The 17,229-nt window shown below is 67.4% G+C and carries 11 protein-coding genes; 5 read left to right on the top strand and 6 right to left on the bottom strand.

Annotated elements, in window-relative coordinates; translation table 11 throughout:
* Nucleotides 1-49: 49 nt before the first annotated feature.
* From GN331_RS02675 to GN331_RS02660, 4 genes are all read right to left on the bottom strand, one after another.
* Nucleotides 50-3,349: an ankyrin repeat domain-containing protein gene (locus GN331_RS02675; RefSeq protein ID WP_156640083.1), complete on the bottom strand. Its 3,300-nt coding sequence runs from the start codon at nucleotides 3,347-3,349 to the stop codon at nucleotides 50-52.
* Nucleotides 3,342-3,611, bottom strand: coding sequence for a YcgL domain-containing protein (locus tag GN331_RS02670; RefSeq protein WP_156640081.1), 270 nt, complete (start codon nucleotides 3,609-3,611; stop codon nucleotides 3,342-3,344). Before GN331_RS02670 ends, GN331_RS02675 begins: the two co-directional genes overlap by 8 nt.
* 85 nt (nucleotides 3,612-3,696) lie before the next feature.
* Nucleotides 3,697-4,704, bottom strand: coding sequence for a cytochrome d ubiquinol oxidase subunit II (gene cydB, locus GN331_RS02665; protein WP_156640079.1), 1,008 nt, complete (start codon nucleotides 4,702-4,704; stop codon nucleotides 3,697-3,699).
* The gene (locus tag GN331_RS02660; protein ID WP_331713339.1) at nucleotides 4,704-6,095 is read right to left on the bottom strand and encodes a cytochrome ubiquinol oxidase subunit I; all 1,392 of its coding nucleotides are present in this window, start codon (nucleotides 6,093-6,095) and stop codon (nucleotides 4,704-4,706) included. Before GN331_RS02660 ends, cydB begins: the two co-directional genes overlap by 1 nt.
* 182 nt (nucleotides 6,096-6,277) lie before the next feature.
* On the opposite strand from GN331_RS02660, the gene GN331_RS02655 reads away from it, so the two are divergent.
* The 4 genes from GN331_RS02655 to GN331_RS02640 all read left to right on the top strand — a co-directional run bounded on the left by GN331_RS02655 (nucleotide 6,278) and on the right by GN331_RS02640 (nucleotide 10,959).
* The gene (locus GN331_RS02655; RefSeq protein WP_197426976.1) at nucleotides 6,278-7,807 is read left to right on the top strand and encodes an FAD-dependent oxidoreductase; all 1,530 of its coding nucleotides are present in this window, start codon (nucleotides 6,278-6,280) and stop codon (nucleotides 7,805-7,807) included.
* A 108-nt stretch (nucleotides 7,808-7,915) separates the two neighbouring features.
* Nucleotides 7,916-10,321 carry a S9 family peptidase gene (locus GN331_RS02650; RefSeq protein ID WP_156640075.1) on the top strand — a complete coding sequence of 802 codons (2,406 nt, stop codon included), beginning with the start codon at nucleotides 7,916-7,918 and terminating at the stop codon, nucleotides 10,319-10,321.
* Between the two features lie 58 nt (nucleotides 10,322-10,379).
* Complete coding sequence (locus tag GN331_RS02645; RefSeq protein ID WP_156640073.1) at nucleotides 10,380-10,559, top strand: hypothetical protein; 180 nt, start codon at nucleotides 10,380-10,382, stop codon at nucleotides 10,557-10,559.
* A gap of 43 nt (nucleotides 10,560-10,602) precedes the next feature.
* A complete protein-coding gene (locus GN331_RS02640) occupies nucleotides 10,603-10,959 on the top strand; it encodes a hypothetical protein (RefSeq protein ID WP_156640071.1) in 357 nt (118 codons plus the stop codon).
* Here the strand turns inward: GN331_RS02640 and GN331_RS16650 are convergent.
* On the bottom strand, nucleotides 10,956-11,300 hold the full coding sequence (locus tag GN331_RS16650) for an I78 family peptidase inhibitor (RefSeq protein ID WP_156640068.1): 345 nt from the start codon (nucleotides 11,298-11,300) through the stop codon (nucleotides 10,956-10,958). The two genes, GN331_RS02640 and GN331_RS16650, sit on opposite strands and share 4 nt — an antisense overlap.
* 183 nt (nucleotides 11,301-11,483) lie before the next feature.
* Between GN331_RS16650 and GN331_RS02630 the strand changes: the two genes are divergently transcribed.
* Nucleotides 11,484-13,409: a M61 family metallopeptidase gene (locus GN331_RS02630; protein ID WP_156640066.1), complete on the top strand. Its 1,926-nt coding sequence runs from the start codon at nucleotides 11,484-11,486 to the stop codon at nucleotides 13,407-13,409.
* A gap of 68 nt (nucleotides 13,410-13,477) precedes the next feature.
* Here GN331_RS02630 and GN331_RS02625 read toward each other — a convergent pair whose 3' ends face one another.
* A complete protein-coding gene (locus GN331_RS02625) occupies nucleotides 13,478-17,161 on the bottom strand; it encodes an indolepyruvate ferredoxin oxidoreductase family protein (protein ID WP_156640064.1) in 3,684 nt (1,227 codons plus the stop codon).
* Nucleotides 17,162-17,229: the final 68 nt, after the last annotated feature.

The following is a 17,229-nucleotide window of genomic DNA, read 5'->3' as shown; positions in this document are numbered from 1 at the left end:
GCTCCTCCCTGTCGCCGGCGCCGTCAACAGCGGCATTTCCCGCTTTCAGTCAGCGCGGCTCGCGCAGGAACCGCGCCATCGAAACCCCACCCGGCGTCGCCGGTGCGAATTCCGCCGCGACGTCGACGAAGCCGCGCATCACCGCGATCTCGCGCGCGCTGCGGTTGAGGCCGTCGCGCAGGTCCGGGTCGGCGCCGGCGCGCAGCAGGCGATGCACCACTTGCAGCAGGCCGTGCAGTGCGGCCAGGTGCAGCGGGCCGAAGCCGCGCGGGTCGCGGGCGTCGAGTGAAACGGTTTCGTCGAGCAGGCGTTCGAGACCCGCGAGGACGACGTCTTCGTCGCATGCGGTGCCCGGTTCCGCACGCGCGCCGAGCAGCAACAGCAGGGGCGTGACCCCGCCGGCCGCCGGTTGGTCGGCTTCGGCGCCTGCGAGCAACAAGGTGTCGAGCAACGCGACCAACCGCGGGCGTTCGCGCGCGGTGAATCCGTAAAGCGCGGCGCAATGCAGCGGCGCGAGGCCTTGCGCGTCGCCGGCGTGCACATCGGCGCCCGCGGTGAGCAGGCGTGCGACGAGGTCAGGCAAACCCAGCGCGGCCGCGAGCATCAACACGGTGACGTCGCCCGGCAGGCGTTGTTCGAGCGGCGCGCCTGCGGTGAGGAGGCGTTCGACGATGTCGACCTGGCGCATGCTCACCGCCGCCGACAACGGCGTCGCGCCGGAGCGTGCGGCGAGGCGTGGATCGGCGCCGCGTGCAAGCAGCAGGTCGACGACCGCGCGATGTCCACCACCGGCCGCACGCAACAGCGCGGTGCAACCTTGCGAATCCGTGGCGTCGACCGACAGGCCGAGGTCGAGCAGGCGACGCACCGCATCGGCTTCACCGACGATCGCCGCGGACGGCAAGTCCGACGCCTGCAACGGACGACCCGGCAACGGCCAGCCGCGCCAGTCGAGCCAATCGGCGAGATCGCGACGGCCCGACGAGAGCGCGACGCCCAACGGCGTCTGCCCGTCGGCCGCACGCATGTCCGGATCGGCGCCCTGCGCGATCAACGCCTTCAGCGCGGCTTCGCGACCGAGCGCCGCGGCCAGGTGCAACGCGGTCATGCCGTGCGAATCGCGCGCGTTCAGATCGACGCCCTGCGCGACCAAACGTTCGACGACGCGCAACCAACCCAGGCGCACCGACAGCGCGAGTGGCGGATCGCCGGCGGGCGAGGGCGCCCACGCATCGGCGCCGCGTTCGAGCAACTCCACCGCGAGTTGTTCGAGCCCGCGACCGGCGTGATCGCTTTGCACGCAAGCAGCGAGGAAGCGCGCGAGGCCGCCGCTGCCCGCCGGCGACACCGCGCGACGCAACAGCGCCTGCACGGCCGAAGCGGCGACGGGACCCTGCGCGAGCAGCGCGAACATCGTGTTGTCTTCGAGGCCTTCGCGCTGGTCGGCATCGGCGCCCTGCGAGAGCAACCAGTCGATGCGCGATGCCACATTCGCCGGCGCACCGGGGCCGGTGATCGGCATGTCGCGCAGTTGCGCACCGAGTTCGCGAGATGAGAGCAGGCCGACGACGCTGTGCATGTCGTCCAGGCGGCCATCGCGAATCGCATCGCGCAGCAAGGTTACCGGTGCGCGATCGATCTGCGCCGATGACGCGCCCGCATCGGCGACCGCCGCGGGCAAGGGATACGCGGGATCGAGCACGGCGACGATCGTCCAGCGCCCGGCGGCTGCGGCGTGTTCGGCGGCGCGGCGGCCGTCGTTGTCGCGGCGCGCGGGATCCAGGCCGAGGTCGAGCAGTCGGCGCACGAGCGCGGCCGATGCGTTGTCGGCGGTGGCGGCGAGCATCAGCGCGTCGCGGCCGTCGGCGTTGGCGATCGCGACATCGGGGTGATGCGGGAGCAGGCGTTCGAGGACTTCGAGATGACCGCCGCGCGCGGCGTCGAGCCACGGCGTGCGGCCATCGATGTCGCGCGCATGCGGATCGGCGCCCGTGGCGAGCAGGGCTTCGACGATTTCCACGTGTCCGCAACGCGCGGCTTCGTTCAACGCGCTGCGGCCGCGTGCGTCGCGCGCGTCGGCCTTCGCCTTGTGGCGCAGGAGCAATTGCACACCGGCGACATCGTCTTCTTCGGTGCCCGCGGCGGCGAGCAACACGGGCGAGGCGCCCTTCGGTTCGGGCTTCGCGCCGCGTTCGAGCAGGAAGCGCGCAAGGCGCCAGTTGCCCGATGCGCAGGCGATGCCGAGCGGCGTGATGCCGTCGCGGTTGATCGCGTCGATGTCGGCGGCCGCATCGCGCAGCAGCGCGGCGACGCCCGGATCGGAACTGCGCGCGGCGTGATGCAGCGGCGTGTTGCCGTCCGCGTCGGCCACGCGCGGGTCGGCGCCGTTGGCGAGCAGCGTCATCACCGCTTCGGGGCGACCGTGCCAGCTGTCGCGCGTGGCGGCGAGCAGCGGCGCCATTCCGCCGTGTTCGGCGTTCACGTCGACGCCGTGCTGGATCAGCGTGCGCAGTAGGCGCAGATCGGGAAGGATGGCCGCGAGCATCGGCAAAGTGCGCTGGTCGCGTTCGTCGGCCAATGGCAATGCGTGCGGATTGGCGCCCGATTCCAGCAGCGTGAGCGCGCGATCGACGCGGCCACTGCGCGCGGCGGCGTAGAGCGCGCTCTCGAGGTTGTCTTCCATCGCCAGCGATTCGACGGCACCGGTGTCGGTGTCCATTTCCATCGCGGCGAGCTGCGTTTCGATCGGCAGCGGCGAGGGCGCCGGGAGTGTCTGGAGGACGAAGTGCAGCGCAGGCGCGAGCAGCGCGAGCGCACCGGCCATCAGCCAACGCGCCGAATCGGCGACCAGGCCCGGCCACGCAAGCGCAATCACCGCGCCGGCGATCCCCGCGACGATCGCCGCGACGCCCAATCCGCGCCATGCGCCGATTTCGACTTCCGACAGGCTGCGCCACATCGATGCGACCGAGCCGCCTTCACGTTCGAGCGCATGCCACATCGGCCAGGTGCGCCACAGCAGCAGCAAGGCCACGCCCGCGCAGACGCTCAGGCCGATCGCGGCAGAAAGACTTCCGCTTTCGCGCAGGACCGCCAACGGCCAGACGACCAGCGCGGCCACGGCTGCGATGCCCGCGACCCACGTGCCCGCGAGCGCCAACGCATCGCGCTGCCACTTCGACGACGTGCGCGTGCCGCGCCACCAGGACACCGCGAGCGCGTACGCCGGTTGCGCGAGCGCGCCGGCCACCGCAAGCGGCCAGGCGTTGATCGCCAGCATCAGCGTGAGCACAACGCCCGCGAGTGCGGCGCCGGCGATCCACCCGATGGAACGCGTCGACTCAGGCATCGGTGCCCCAGTCCTCCGTCATCGGATCGAGCATCGTCGGCGGGAATTGCACGTGGAAGCCGCGCGCTTCGAGATTGGCGCGCACGACCTGCGCATCGGCGCGCGCGAGTTTGCGCTCGGGCGTCAACGCGACTTCGAGGACGAATTGCAGCGAACCCAGCTGGGTCGCGAGCGGCGGCGGCAGGCTCGCGAAATCATCGCGCTTGGCCAGGTAGACGTAGGTGTCGGCCTGCCGGAGGCTCTTGTAGACGAAAGCGTGCATCGCGGCCTTGGGCGGGGGACGCGATGATTGTGTCGGAAACGGCGTTGTGACGGAACCCGCAATTCGCGTTGTGAAGACGCGGATTTCAGTGATAGCCCGAGTCGGCCGCCACCTTGCCGCGGAACACCGAGTACGACCAGTACGTGTATCCGAGGATCGCCGGCAGCAGGATCACGAGGCCCACGCCCACGAACATTTGCGACGAAGGCGAAGAAGCGGCCTCCCAGATCGTCATTGACGGCGGCACGATGTTCGGCCACAGGCCCAGCACCAGTCCTGCGAACCCGAGCCCGAAGAAGCACAGCGCCAGGATGAATGGCGCGGCATCCCGCCCTTCACGCATCACCGCGCGCCACAACCACCACGCATTGAGCAGCGCGAGCAGCGGCACCGGCGAGAGCCACCAGAAATTCCCGCCCTCGAACCAGCGATCCATGATCCGCGAGTCGAGGAAGGGCAGCCACGCACTCACCAGCCCCATGAACGCGATCACCACCAGCACCAGCGGCCGCGTGAGCGTGCGCGCGATTTGCTGCAGGCGCCCCTCGGTCTTGAGGATGAGCCAGGTCGAACCGAGCAGCGCGTAACCGAACACCACCGCCACGCCCGTCAGCATCGAGAACGGGCTGAACCACCCGAACGCACCGCCGACGTACTTGCCTTCCTGCAGCGGCATGCCTTCGACGATCGCCCCGAGGATCAGGCCCTGCGCGAAGGCCGCGAACATCGACCCGAGCGCGAACGCCGCGCCCCACCACGGCTTGCCACGCACGGCCTTGAAGCGGAATTCGAAGGCGACGCCGCGGAACACCAGCGCGATCAGCATCAGCAGCACCGGCAGGTAGAGCGCGGAGAGCACCGTCGCGTAGGCCTTCGGAAAGGCCGCGAGCAGGCCCGCGCCGCCGAGCACCAGCCAGGTTTCGTTGCCGTCCCAGATGGGCGCGGCCGTGTTCATCATGTGGTCGAGCTGGTGCTCGTCTTCGGCGAAGGGCGCCAGGATGCCCAGGCCGAGCACGAAGCCATCGAGCAGCACGTACATCAGCACGCCGAAACCGATCACGCCGAACCAGGCGACGGGCAGCCAGTACTCCATCACACGGGCTCCTTGTTGCCGACCGACAGCGGGCGCGCGGGCGTCTTGTCGCCTTCCTCTGTGTCGGGGGCGGGCTCGTGTTTCGACGGGCCGGCCTGCACCAGGCGGAAGAGGTACCAGATGCCCGCGCCGAACACGATCGCGTACACGACGGCGAAGGTGATCAGCGAGGTCCAAACGCTGGCCGCCGCGAGCGTCGGCGAAACCGCATCCGCCGTGCGCAACGCGCCATGCACCACCCACGGCTGCCGCCCGATCTCCACGACATACCAACCCGCGAGCAGCGCGATGAAGCCGGAAGGCACCATGTAATTCCATCCGCGCAGCAACAGCGGCGAATCGAACAGGCGCCCGCGCCGCCATTGCCACAAGGAGGCCATCGCCAGCAGCAGCATCAAGGTGCCGATGCCGACCATCACGCGGAAGGCGTAGAACACCGGCTTCACCGGCGGGCGGTCTTCGCGCGGCACGGCCTTCAGCGGTTGGACTTCACCGGTCAGGGTGTGGGTGAGCACCACGCTGCCGAGCTTCGGCACCGCGATCTCGTAGTCGTTGCGTTCTTCACGTTCGTTCGGCACCGCGAACAGCACCAGCGGCATCCCGCCCGGATGCGATTCCCAGTGCGCTTCCATCGCCGCGAGTTTCACCGGCTGATGCTTGAGCACGTTCAGGCCGTGCAGGTCGCCGGCGAGGATCTGCAGCGGCACCGCGATCGCCGCGAAGGCCACCGCCAGCTTGAGCATCCGTTTGGCTTCTTCCACGTGCACACCGCGCCGCAAGTACCACGCCGACACGCCGCCGATCACGAAACACGTCGTGATGAACGCCGCGAGCACCATGTGCGGCAGGCGATACGGGAAGGACGGATTGAAAATGATCGCCCACCAGTTGGCGGGCTGGAACACGCCCTGCGCGTCGATCACATGCCCCTGCGGCGTCTGCATCCAGCTGTTGGCCGCGATGATCCAGAACGTCGAGATCAGCGTGCCCAGCGCGACCATGCAGGTCGCGAAGAAATGCATCGACGGTTTGACGCGCTTGATGCCGAACAGCATCACGCCGAGGAACGTCGCCTCCAGGAAGAAGGCGGTGAGCACCTCGTAGGAGAGCAGCGGACCGAGGATGTTGCCGGCGCGTTCGCTCAGGATCGCCCAGTTCGTGCCGAACTGGAAACTCATCACGATGCCGCTCACCACGCCCATGCCGAAGCTGACGGCGAAGATCTTCAACCAGAACTTGTACAGCTCCAGCCACATCCCATCGCGCGTGCGCAGCCAGCGCCATTCGAGGAAGGCGAGCCAACTGGCGAGGCCAATGGTGAAAGCAGGGAAAAGGATGTGGAACGAAATGACGAACCCGAACTGGATCCGCGAGAGCAGCAGAGCATCCACGCAGTGGCTCCGCGGCACGCGGGGGCGGCGCCGCGCTGCATAGTCTGCGCCTGCCGAGCGGCGTTTGCATCACCGGCCGCTCACCACGGTGGTTCCAGACTCGCAACGACGCGCAAGGCAGGTGCGCAATGCGAAATGGAGCTTCCCAGGCGTGCGGTCCCAGTCGTTCGCTGTGGATGGCGATGAACGACACACCCGTTTTCGCACCTTTGACCGCCGACGCGCACGCACGGACCTGCGTCATCGGGGCCGGCATCGCCGGCCTGACCACCGCATGGCGCCTGGCGCGCACGGGCCACGACGTCATCGTCCTCGAAGAACACGACCTGCACGGCGGACAGACCGCGCGCACGACCGGCCACCTGTGCGATGCGCTCGATGATCGCTACTTCGAACTCGAACACCTGCACGGCGAACGCGGCGCGCACCTGGCCGCGCACAGTCATGGCATCGCGATCGACACGATCGAACACATCTGCGAGGAAGAAGGCATCGATTGCGCCTTCGCACGCGTGGATGGATATCTGGTGCGTGGCGAAGGGGATCCGCATGCCGACGTGTTGCAGCGTGAGTACGAGGCTGCACGCCGCGCGGGACTGAATGTCGAACTGCTCGATTCGGCGCCGGGCGGGCTCGAACGTTTCGGCCCGGCCTTGCGATTCCCGCGACAGGCGCGCTTCGACGCACTCGCCTACACCACGGGCCTGGCGCGCGCGATCGTGCGCATGGGCGGCCGCATCCACACGCATTCGCACGTCGTGCACGTCGACGGCGGTGGCAACGCCGGCGCGACTACCGATTCGGGCGCGCGCGTGCAATGCGAGAACGTGGTCGTCGCCGCGAACGTGCCGTTCAACGATCGCGTCACGATCCACACCAAACAGGCCGCGTATCGCACCTACGTGGTTGCGTTGCGGCTGGATCCCGGCAGCCTGCCCGATGCGTTGTTGTGGGACACGCTCGATCCCTATCACTACGTGCGCATCGCGCCGGCGCGTAACGGCACGTGGTTGCTCGTCGGCGGCGAGGATCGCAAGACCGGGCAGGACGACTCCACGCTCGTGCACTACGAAGTGCTCGAATCCTGGGCGCGCAGCCACTTTCCGATGGCACTCGATGTCGGCTATCGCTGGTCGGGGCAGGTGATCGAACCGATCGACGGACTCGGTTTCCTCGGCCACAACCCGGGGCTTGCGGACAACGTGTACGTCGCGACGGGCGATTCAGGCAATGGCCTGACGCACGGCACGCTCGCGGGCCTGATCGTCGCCGACCTGATCGTCGATGGCGATTCGCCGTGGCGCGCGCTGTATGCGCCGAATCGCCGCACCTTGCGCGCGGCCGATGCATTCGTGCGCGAGACGCTCAACTTCATGCCGTATTACAGCGATTGGGTCAGCGCGGGCGAGATCGAAGGGCTCGATCAATTGCCGGCGGGCGAGGGCGCGGTGTTGCGACGCGGGCTGCACAAGATCGCCGCCTTCCGCGACGAGGACAACGCGTTGCACCTGCACTCGGCCAAATGCCCGCACCTGGGGTGCGTGGTGCACTGGAACGACGCCGAACGCAGTTGGGATTGCCCGTGCCATGGCTCGCGCTTCGATGCGCGCGACGGCAGTTGCCTCAACGGTCCGGCGGCGCATGGCCTGGCGCCCCTCGAAGCCCCGGCGCCGAGCGCCGTGCCCACCTCGCGCCCCGCGATCCGGATGTGAGGTCTTCACCCGCGGCAGGGGCAGCCCTTTCCGCATGACCTATGACCCCCGGCCGGTCAATCCGGGACTGTTAACCTGCGCGCTTCCGTTTCGCCCACACAGACCCTCATGCGCCCCACGCCCGCGTCCCTCGCGCTGCTGCTGTTCCTCGCGCCCGCCGCTTTCGCACAGGACGCGGCCGCGCCCGCGACCGATCCGAACGCACCGATCACCCTCGCGCAGACGATGGCGGATCCGGATTGGATCGGCGCGCCGATCGAGTCGGCCTGGTGGTCGTGGGATGGCCACCGCGCGTACACGCAACGCAAGCGCACGGGCGCGACGATCCGCGACACGTGGGTGCAGCCGATCTCGGGCGGCGCGGCCGCGATGCTCGATGGCGCCGCGCGCGCCGAGGCCGATGCCGAAGAACCGGTGTACGACATGCAACGCACGCGCATGGCCTACGTGCGCAACGGCGACGTCTTCGTGCGCGACCTGCGCAGCGGCGCATTGCAGCAACTCACGCGCACCAACGACGACGAAGCGCAACCGCAGTGGGGCAGCGACGGCGGTTTGTCGTGGCGCGTGGGCAACGATTGGTATCGCTGGACGACCGCCGGCGGCGTGCGCCAGGCCGCGACGCCGCTCGCCGAGAAGTCGCCCGACACCAAGCCCGAAGCCGACGACCTGCGTGATCGCCAGCTGCGTCTGATCGACACGCTCCGCAACGATCGCGCGCAGCGCGACGCCGCGCGTGCGCAGGACAAGGCCTGGCGTCTCGCCGATCCGACGCGCGCGCCGGTCCCGGCCTACCTCGGCGCGGATGTCGAGATCGCCGACAGCGCGCTCTCGCCCGACGGCAACTGGCTGCTCGTCGTCACCACGGCGAAAGGCGCGGACGTCGGGCAGGAAGGCAAGATGCCCAAGTACGTGACCGAATCGGGTTACGAGGAATTCGAGGAAGTGCGCACGCGCGTGGGCCGCAACGCGCCGGTGCCGCAGCGACTGTGGCTGGTGAAGGTCGGCGACGGTTCGGTGCGCGAAGTGAAGTTCGATGCGCTGCCCGGCATCACGGTCGATCCGCTCGCCGCGATGCGCAAGGCCGCCGGCAAGGACGCGCTGAAGGGCAATCGCGACGTGCAGGTGCTGACCTCCGGCGACAACAGCGGCGCCTCCGCGATCCACTGGGCCAACGACGGCCGCCAAGTCGCGGTGATGGTGCGTGCGATCGACAACAAGGATCGCTGGCTCGCGTCGATCGATCTTGCGAATGCGAAGCTGCAGCCGCGCCATCGCCTCACCGATCCGGCGTGGATCAACTGGGGCTTCAACGACTTCGGTTTCGCGCCCGACGGCGCGTTGTGGTTCCTCTCCGAAGAGAGCGGCTACTCGCACCTGTACGTGAGCGAGAACGGCGGCGCGCCGCGCGCGATCACCTCGGGCAACTGGGAAACCTCGCAGCCGCAATTGTCGAACGACGGCAATCGCTTCCTGTTCCTGTGCAATCGCAAGTGGCCGGGCGATTACGAAGTCTGCGAAGTCGACCGCAAGGGTGGCGCGGTGCGTGAAGTGACGGCGCTGGATGGCGTCGAGGATTTCGTCGTTTCGCCCGACGAATCGAAGTTGCTGGTGCGTCATTCGGAAAGCTACGTGCCGCCGCAACTCGCGGTGGTCAATCGCAACGGCGACGGTGCGACCGAACTCACCGATACGCGCACGCCGGCCTTCAAGGCGCGCACGTGGGTCGCGCCGGAATACGTGCAGGTGCCGTCGAAGCACGGCGCGGGCACGATCTGGGGCAAGTATTACGGCCCGAAGCAACTCGAACCGGGTAAGCACTATCCGATCGTGATGTTCGTGCACGGTGCCGGTTACCTGCAGAACGTCAGCGAGCGTTATCCGAATTATTTCCGCGAGCAGATGTTCCATAACCTGCTCGTCGATCGCGGCTACATCGTGATGGAACTCGACTACCGCGCCTCCGAAGGCTACGGCCGCAAGTGGCGCACCGACATCTATCGCCGCATGGGCACGCCGGAACTCGAGGATTACCTGGACGGCCTGGACTGGATGGTCGCCAACAAGCAGGGCGATCGCGAGCGCGTGGGCATCTACGGCGGCAGCTATGGCGGCTTCATGGCGTTCATGGCGTTGTTCAAGAAGCCGGGCGTGTTCAAGGCCGGCGCCGCGTTGCGCCCGGTGACCGACTGGTCGCAGTACAACCACGAGTACACCTCGAACATCCTCAACACGCCCGAACTCGACCCCGAGGCCTACAAGGTGTCCTCGCCGATCGAATACGCCGCCGGTTTGCAGGACAACCTGCTGATCGCGCACGGCATGATCGACGACAACGTCTTCTTCCGCGATTCGATCGTGCTCACGCAGAAGTTGATCGAACTTCGCAAGGACAAGTGGGAACTCGCGCCGTATCCGCTGGAGCGCCACGGCTTCACGCATCCCGACAGCTGGTACGACGAATACCGACGCATCCTGGAACTGTTCGACAGGACGCTGCAGCCGCAGCGTTGACAGGGTGGCAACACCGGCGGTGACAGGCTCGGTGCCTGTTCCGCCGCCGGAGGTTGCCGTGCACAAGCAACCGCACCGCCACATCGAGAAGATCGCCGACAACCGCTACTGGCAGAACCAGCCGCGCCTGGACGATCACGAAGAACTGGGCACGCCGAAAGACCTCGAACTCGAGGATTACGTGCCGCCGACCCTGGCCGCCGCCGAGTTCGACGAGGCCGCACCTCCGGAGCGCTGAGCGCGTCACAGCGTGGGGCGGAGGGGCCGCTAAGCTCATCCGCATGAAGCCGCGGGACGACGCCACGCCCGAAGTGCCCATTCCCGCCACGCACGCCGCGCAGCAGGTGGCCTATGCATGGCAGGCCGCGGCGCGCGACTTGCGGTTCTCGCATCCGGAGTTGCATGCGCAATTGACCGAGCGCGTGCGCAAGCTGCTCGATGTCGAAGTGCTCGTCGCGCCGTCGCGCGAGATCCTGCAGGCGGTGGTCGAGGGAACGCGCACGCTGACGCACGAAGAACGCGAGTGGTGCGTCAACGAGGCGATGGTGTTGACCGGCTTCCTCAAGACGCCGGTCGAACTCCTGCAGTCGGGCGAACCCGCGCTCGCGCGGATCATCCTCGACGGATCACCCGGTTAGCCGCAGTCGACGCTGGCGATCATGTTGTCGGCGTTGGTGCGCACGTTCAAACGGTCTTCGCGGAAATCCATCGTGGCCATCGTGTCCGGCGCGAGCAGGCGCACCGTCTTCGCGCCGGCGGCGGCGCGCGCCTGTTCGAGGACTTCGGGTGTCTGGGCCTGGCCGACGAATTGCTTCGCGGCATCGGCCTTGCAGGTCTGCGCCATCATCGGCGGGGTGGTGGTCGCGGCCGAGGCGGGCGGCATCGCAGCGTCGGAGGAGGCCGATTCGGTGGCCGGCGATGAGGAGCACGCGGCGAGGGCGAGGATCGCGCAGGTGGCGAGCGTAAGGCGGAGTTGCATGGTCGGACTCCTGTCCAATGGGGGGTCGCGCCGCACCCTACGCCCGCCCCGCGTGAGCGGCAAGGCAAGGGACTGCGGAATGTTCCCGTTCGACCATGCCGAATGGCAGGGGGCGCAGGCGCGCCGAATTTGCACGATGGGATGTTTGCGACCCCTCCATCCGTTGCGCTTCCAGGACACCGCATGCCCCGTCACACGTTGCTCGCCCTCGCCTTGACGCTTGCGCTGCCCGCGCTCGCCGTTTCTTCCGCTTCCGTCGCGCAGACCTCGCCGCAGGCACCGGTCTACGCCACCAGCACCACGCCGTACCCGGGCACGATCACGCTCGAAGTCGACGCGACCAACCTGTCGCAGCGCGTGTTCACCGTGAAGCAGCGCATCCCGGTGCAAGCCGGTGAAGTGACGCTGCTGTTCCCGAAGTGGTTGCCGGGCAACCATGCCGACTACGGCCGCGTCGACAAGGTCGCGGGCCTGCAGATCTCCGCGAACGGGCAGAAGATCGCGTGGAAGCGCGATCCGCTCGATGTCTACGCGTTCAAGGTGGACGTGCCGCAGGGCGCGACCAACCTGGACGTCGCGTTCCAGTTCATCTCGCCGACCGATCGCGAACAGGGCCGCGTCGTCATGACGCCGAACATGCTCAACCTGCAGTGGAACACCGTCGCGCTGTATCCGGCCGGTTACGCAGCGAGCGCGATCACCTTCGCGCCGAGCGTGAAGCTGCCCGCGGGCTGGCAGGCCGCCACCGCGCTGGAATTGCAGGGTCGCGCGGGCGACGTCGTCACCTACAAGCCGGTCGACTTCGACACGCTCGTCGACTCGCCGATGTTCGCCGGCCGTTACTTCAAGACGATCGACCTCTCCAACGGCGTCGGCAAGCCGGTGCGTCTGAACGTCGTCGCCGACGATGCGAAATACCTGGACGCCAAGCCCGATCACATCGACGCGCACCGCCGCCTCGTGCAGCAGATGCGCAAGCTGTACGGCGCCGAGCATTACGATCACTACGACTTCCTGTTCGCGCTCAGCGGGCAGATGTCGGGCATCGGCCTGGAACACCATCGTTCCAGCGAGAACGGCGTCGGCGTGAAGTACTTCACGTCGTGGGATCCGAAGTCCGGCAGCACCGACCTGCTCGCGCACGAATACAACCACTCGTGGGACGGCAAGTACCGCCGCGGCGCCGACCTCACCACGCCGAGCTTCAACACGCCGATGCAGGGCAGCCTGCTGTGGGTGTACGAAGGCCAGACGCAGTACTGGGGCAACGTGATCACCGCGCGCGCGGGGCTGCGCAACTTCGACACGGCCAAGGATGCGCTCGCGCTCGTCGCCGCCACGTATGCCGAAAACCGCGCCGGCCTGTCGTGGCGCGCGCTGCAGGACACGACCAACGACCCGATCATCGCCAAGCGCACGTCGAAGGCCTACGGCAGCTGGCAGCTGAGCGAGGACTACTACTCCGGCGGCCAGATGATCTGGCTCGAAGTGGACGCGCGCCTGCGCGCGAAGTCGAACAACAAGGTCTCGCTGGACGACTTCGCGAAGAAGTTCTTCGGCATGAACGACGGCGACTTCAAGGTCAATCCGTACACGTTCGAAGACGTCGCGGCCACGCTCAACAGCCTGGTGGCGGACGATTGGGGCAAGTTCCTCCACGATCGCCTCGACGGCAAGGTGCCGCTCACCGGCGGCATCGAAGCCTCGGGCTGGCGCCTGGTCTTCAAGGACAAGCCCAATGCCTACGCGAAGGCGGCGGCTGCCGAATACGGCCGTGGCGGCGCCGATTTCGTGTACTCGCTCGGCCTCTCGGTCGGCGGCGACGGCGTGATTTCCAACGTCCGTTGGGACAGCCCTGCGTTCAACGCCGGCATCGGCCCCGGCATGACGGCGATGGCGGTCAACGGCAAGCAGTACAGCAGCGAAGTGCTGGAAGACGCGGTCAAGGCGGCGAAGACCGACAAGAAGCCGATCGAACTGTTGGTGAAGGAGTTCGACCTGTATCGCACGATCCAGCTGCCGTATTACGACGGCCTGCGCTATCCGCACCTGGAGCGCATCGAAGGCAAGGCGGATCTGCTGTCGGCGATCTACGCGCCGAAGAAGTAATCCCGCGGAAACAAAAAAGCCGCCCTGCGAAGGGCGGCTTTTTTTGTGCCTCGGTTTCGTGACGCGAATCAGGCGGACGGGTTTTTCCACTTCGCCAACAACCCCGCCTCGCGCGCCTTCGCCTCATGCAGGTGCGCATCCTTGACGTGCCCGTAGCCGCGGATGTGTTCCGGCACCGAGGCGATCTCGGTGGCCAGCGCCACGTTTCCGTCGTTCAGGCCATCGAGCAGCATCGCGACCGTCGAGAAATAATCGGCGATCAAACGACGCTCCATCTTGCGTTCGGCCGTGTAACCGAACACGTCGAGCGCCGTGCCGCGCAGGAAGCGCAGCTTCGCGGTCAGCTGGAATGCGGTGTACATCCATGCGCCGTATTCGCGCTTGAGCAGGCGGCCTTCGGCATCCTTCTTCGCGAGCAGCGGCGGCGCGAGGTGGAAGCGCAGCTTGTAATCGCCTTCGAACTGCTGCTCCACGCGACGCTTGAAATCGCCGCTGGTGTACAGGCGCGCGACTTCGTACTCGTCCTTGTACGCCATCAGCTTGAACGCGTAACGCGCGACCGCTTCGCCCAGGTCGGTGCGGCCCGGCGTGCGCTGCTGTTCGGCGGCGCGGACGTTCGCGACGAGGTCGCTGTATCGCTTCGCGTAGCCCGCGCTCTGATACTCGGTGAGGAACGCCACGCGACGCGCGACGACTTCATCGAGCGAACGCGACAGGCGCGTGTCGTCGAGCGGTGCGAAGGCCGCATCGCTGCCGCCATGCGCGGGCAGGTGGCGCGACTCGTCCTCGATCGCGTTCGGCTTCGGCGCAACGTTCGCGCCCCACTCGTGGCCTTCCCATTCGCCCGGCGACAGGATCGGCAGCTCGTGCAGCGTGTCCTGCGAAGGCACCGAACGCGCGATGCCCGCCGCTTCCAGCACCGCAGGCAGGTCGATCGCCGCCAGGCGGCCCCACGCGAACGCGGTCTTGTTCATCTCGATCGCCGCGCCGTTGAGTTCGACCGCGCGCATCAGCGCATCGAAGGACACCGGCACCAGCGCGCGTTGCCACGCGTAGCCGAGGATGAACAGGTTGGTCGCGATCGCATCGCCCATCAGCGCGGTGGCGAGCTGCGTCGCGTCGACGACGTGCATGCCTTCGTCGCTGCCGAGCGCGAGCTTGATCGCCGCGACGATGTCCTGCGCGGGGAACTGCATGTCGGGACGCGTGGTGAACGTGCCCGGCATCGCTTCGTAGCTGTTGAGCACGACCTGCGTGCGGCCGCTGCGGATCTTCGACAGCGGCCAGTAGTCGTTGACCACCACCATGCCGCAACCCAGCACGAGGTCGGCTTCGCCCGCGGCGATGCGCACGGCGTGGATGTCGGCCGGCGAACGCGCGATGCGGATGTGCGTGGTCACCGCGCCGCCCTTCTGCGCCAGGCCCGTCTGGTCGAGCACGCTCGCGCCCTTGCCTTCCAGATGGCCGGCCATGCCGAGCAGCGCGCCGATCGTGACGACGCCCGTACCGCCGACGCCGGTGATCAGGATGTTCCAGGGCTGCTCAAGCGAAGGCAGCGTCGGCGCCGGCAGGTTCGCCAGGCGATCGGCGTTGCCGGTTCCCCCGCTCTTACCAGAATTCTTCTTCTTCAACGTACCGCCATGCACCGTGACGAAGCTCGGGCAGAAGCCGTTGACGCAGGAGTAATCCTTGTTGCAATTGCTCTGGTCGATGTCGCGCTTGCGGCCGAATTCGGTTTCCTTCGGCAGCACCGACACGCAGAACGACTTCTTGCCGCAATCGCCGCAGCCTTCGCAGACCAGCGAGTTGATCATCACGCGCTTGGCCGGATCGACCATCTTGCCGCGCTTGCGGCGGCGGCGCTTTTCGGTCGCGCAGGTCTGGTCGTAGATCAGCACCGACGTGCCCTGCACTTCGCGCAGGCGCTTCTGCACGTTGTCCAGTTCGGTGCGGTCGAAGAATTCCACGCCGATCGGGAAGATCGCCGGATCGCTCCACTTGGCGATGTCGTCGGAGAGCACGACGATCGTCTGCACGCCTTCGCTGCGCACCTGGTGCGCGATCTGCGGCACGCTCAGGATGCCGTCGACCGGCTGGCCGCCCGTCATCGCGACCGCGTCGTTGTAGAGGATCTTGTAGGTGATGTTGACCTTCGCCGCGATGGACTGGCGGATCGCGAGCGAGCCCGAATGGAAGTACGTGCCGTCGCCGAGGTTCTGGAACACGTGCGGCGTTTCGGTGAACGACGCCTGGCCCGCCCACGTCACGCCTTCGCCGCCCATGTGCGTGAAGGTGTCGGTGCGGCGGTCCATCCACGTGACCATGTAGTGGCAACCGATGCCGCCGAGCGCGCGCGAGCCTTCGGGCACGACGGTCGAGGTGTTGTGCGGGCAGCCCGAGCAGTAATGCGGCACGCGCGGGAACGCGGCGCGGGGCAGGGCGAGTTCGGATTCCTTGGCTTCCATCCAGCGCATGACGTCGCGGATGTGTTCGCTGTCGTGGAATTTCTGGATGCGACGCGCGATCACGCGCGCGATGCGCGCCGGCGTGAGCTCGCCCGTCGACGGCAGGATCCATTCGCCGGCTTCGTCGTACTTGCCGACCACCGACGGGCGCTCGCCCGTCCAGTTGTACATCGACTCCTTCATCTGGCTTTCGATGAAGGCGTGCTTTTCCTCGACGACGAGGATGTCCTGCAGGCCGCGCGCGAATTCGCGCAGGCCGACCGGCTCCAGCGGCCAGGTCATCGCGACCTTGTACACGCGGATGCCGAGGTCGGCGCACGCGCGCGCATCCAGGTCGAGGTATTCCAGCGCCTGCAGCACGTCGAGATACGACTTGCCGGTGGTGATGATGCCCAAGCGCGCATTCGGCGAATCGATGACGATGCGGTCGATCTTGTTCGCGCGCGCGAACGCCTGCGCGGCCTTCACCGCGTACTGGTGCAGGCGCATTTCCTGGTCCATCGGCGGGTCGGGCCAACGGATGTTCAAACCGCCGCGCGGGATGTCGAAGTCTTCCGGCAACAGGATCTTCAGCGCGAGCGGATCGACGTCGACCGAAGCGGAGGATTCCACCGTTTCGGCGATCGTCTTGAAGCCCACCCAACGGCCGGTGTAACGCGACATCGCCCAGCCGATCAGGCCGAGATCGAGGATGTCCTGCACGCCCGCCGGATTGAGCACCGGCATCATCGCGCTGACGAATTCGTGTTCCGAGCCGTGCGGCAGCGTCGAGGAACGGCACGCGTGATCGTCGGCCGCGAGCGCGAGCACGCCGCCCTTCGGCGCGGTGCCCGCGGCATTGGCGTGCTTGAACACGTCGCCGGTGCGGTCGACGCCCGGGCCCTTGCCGTACCACATGCCGAACACGCCCTCGACTTTCGCGCCGGGGAACAGGTTGGTCTGCTGCGTACCCCACACCATCGTCGCGCCGAGATCTTCGTTGAGACCCGGAATGAACTTCACCTGCTTGCCTTCCAGGTGTTTGCGCGCGCGCCACAGTTCGAGATCGAAGCCGCCGAGCGGCGAGCCGCGATAGCCGCTGACGAAACCGGCGGTATGCAGTCCCGCGGCTTCATCGCGCAACTTCTGCATCAACGGCAGGCGCACCAACGCCTGCACGCCGGACAGATAGATGCGCCCGGATTGACGCGTGTACTTGTCATCGAGCGTGTAATCGCCATCGACGACGCTGTTGGTCAGCGACGTGTTGGCGGACGCGGGGGAGGAGAGCTCGGCGGTGCTGGTCATGGACTGGCTCGCAGGCGGGCAGCCGCGCAGTGGCGCGACAAAACCGTGGAAAAAGACGCGGGATTGTA

Source organism: Noviluteimonas gilva, from assembly GCF_009740395.1.
Lineage (GTDB): Bacteria > Pseudomonadota > Gammaproteobacteria > Xanthomonadales > Xanthomonadaceae > Noviluteimonas > Noviluteimonas gilva.
The sequence above is the reverse complement of the archived record's forward strand: the minus strand, read 5'-3'. Positions and strand labels throughout refer to the sequence as shown.

Bases quoted from the DNA above. Each gene is read 5' to 3' on its own strand.
- GN331_RS02625 (WP_156640064.1), bottom strand. From the start codon at position 17,161: ATGACCAGCACCGCCGAGCTCTCCTCCCCCGCGTCCGCCAACACGTCG.
- GN331_RS02630 (WP_156640066.1), top strand. From the start codon at position 11,484: ATGCCCCGTCACACGTTGCTCGCCCTCGCCTTGACGCTTGCGCTGCCC.
- GN331_RS02650 (WP_156640075.1), top strand. From the start codon at position 7,916: ATGCGCCCCACGCCCGCGTCCCTCGCGCTGCTGCTGTTCCTCGCGCCC.
- GN331_RS02655 (WP_197426976.1), top strand. From the start codon at position 6,278: ATGAACGACACACCCGTTTTCGCACCTTTGACCGCCGACGCGCACGCA.
- GN331_RS02640 (WP_156640071.1), top strand. From the start codon at position 10,603: ATGAAGCCGCGGGACGACGCCACGCCCGAAGTGCCCATTCCCGCCACG.
- cydB (WP_156640079.1), bottom strand. From the start codon at position 4,704: ATGGAGTACTGGCTGCCCGTCGCCTGGTTCGGCGTGATCGGTTTCGGC.
- GN331_RS16650 (WP_156640068.1), bottom strand. From the start codon at position 11,300: ATGCAACTCCGCCTTACGCTCGCCACCTGCGCGATCCTCGCCCTCGCC.
- GN331_RS02675 (WP_156640083.1), bottom strand. From the start codon at position 3,349: ATGCCTGAGTCGACGCGTTCCATCGGGTGGATCGCCGGCGCCGCACTC.
- GN331_RS02670 (WP_156640081.1), bottom strand. From the start codon at position 3,611: ATGCACGCTTTCGTCTACAAGAGCCTCCGGCAGGCCGACACCTACGTC.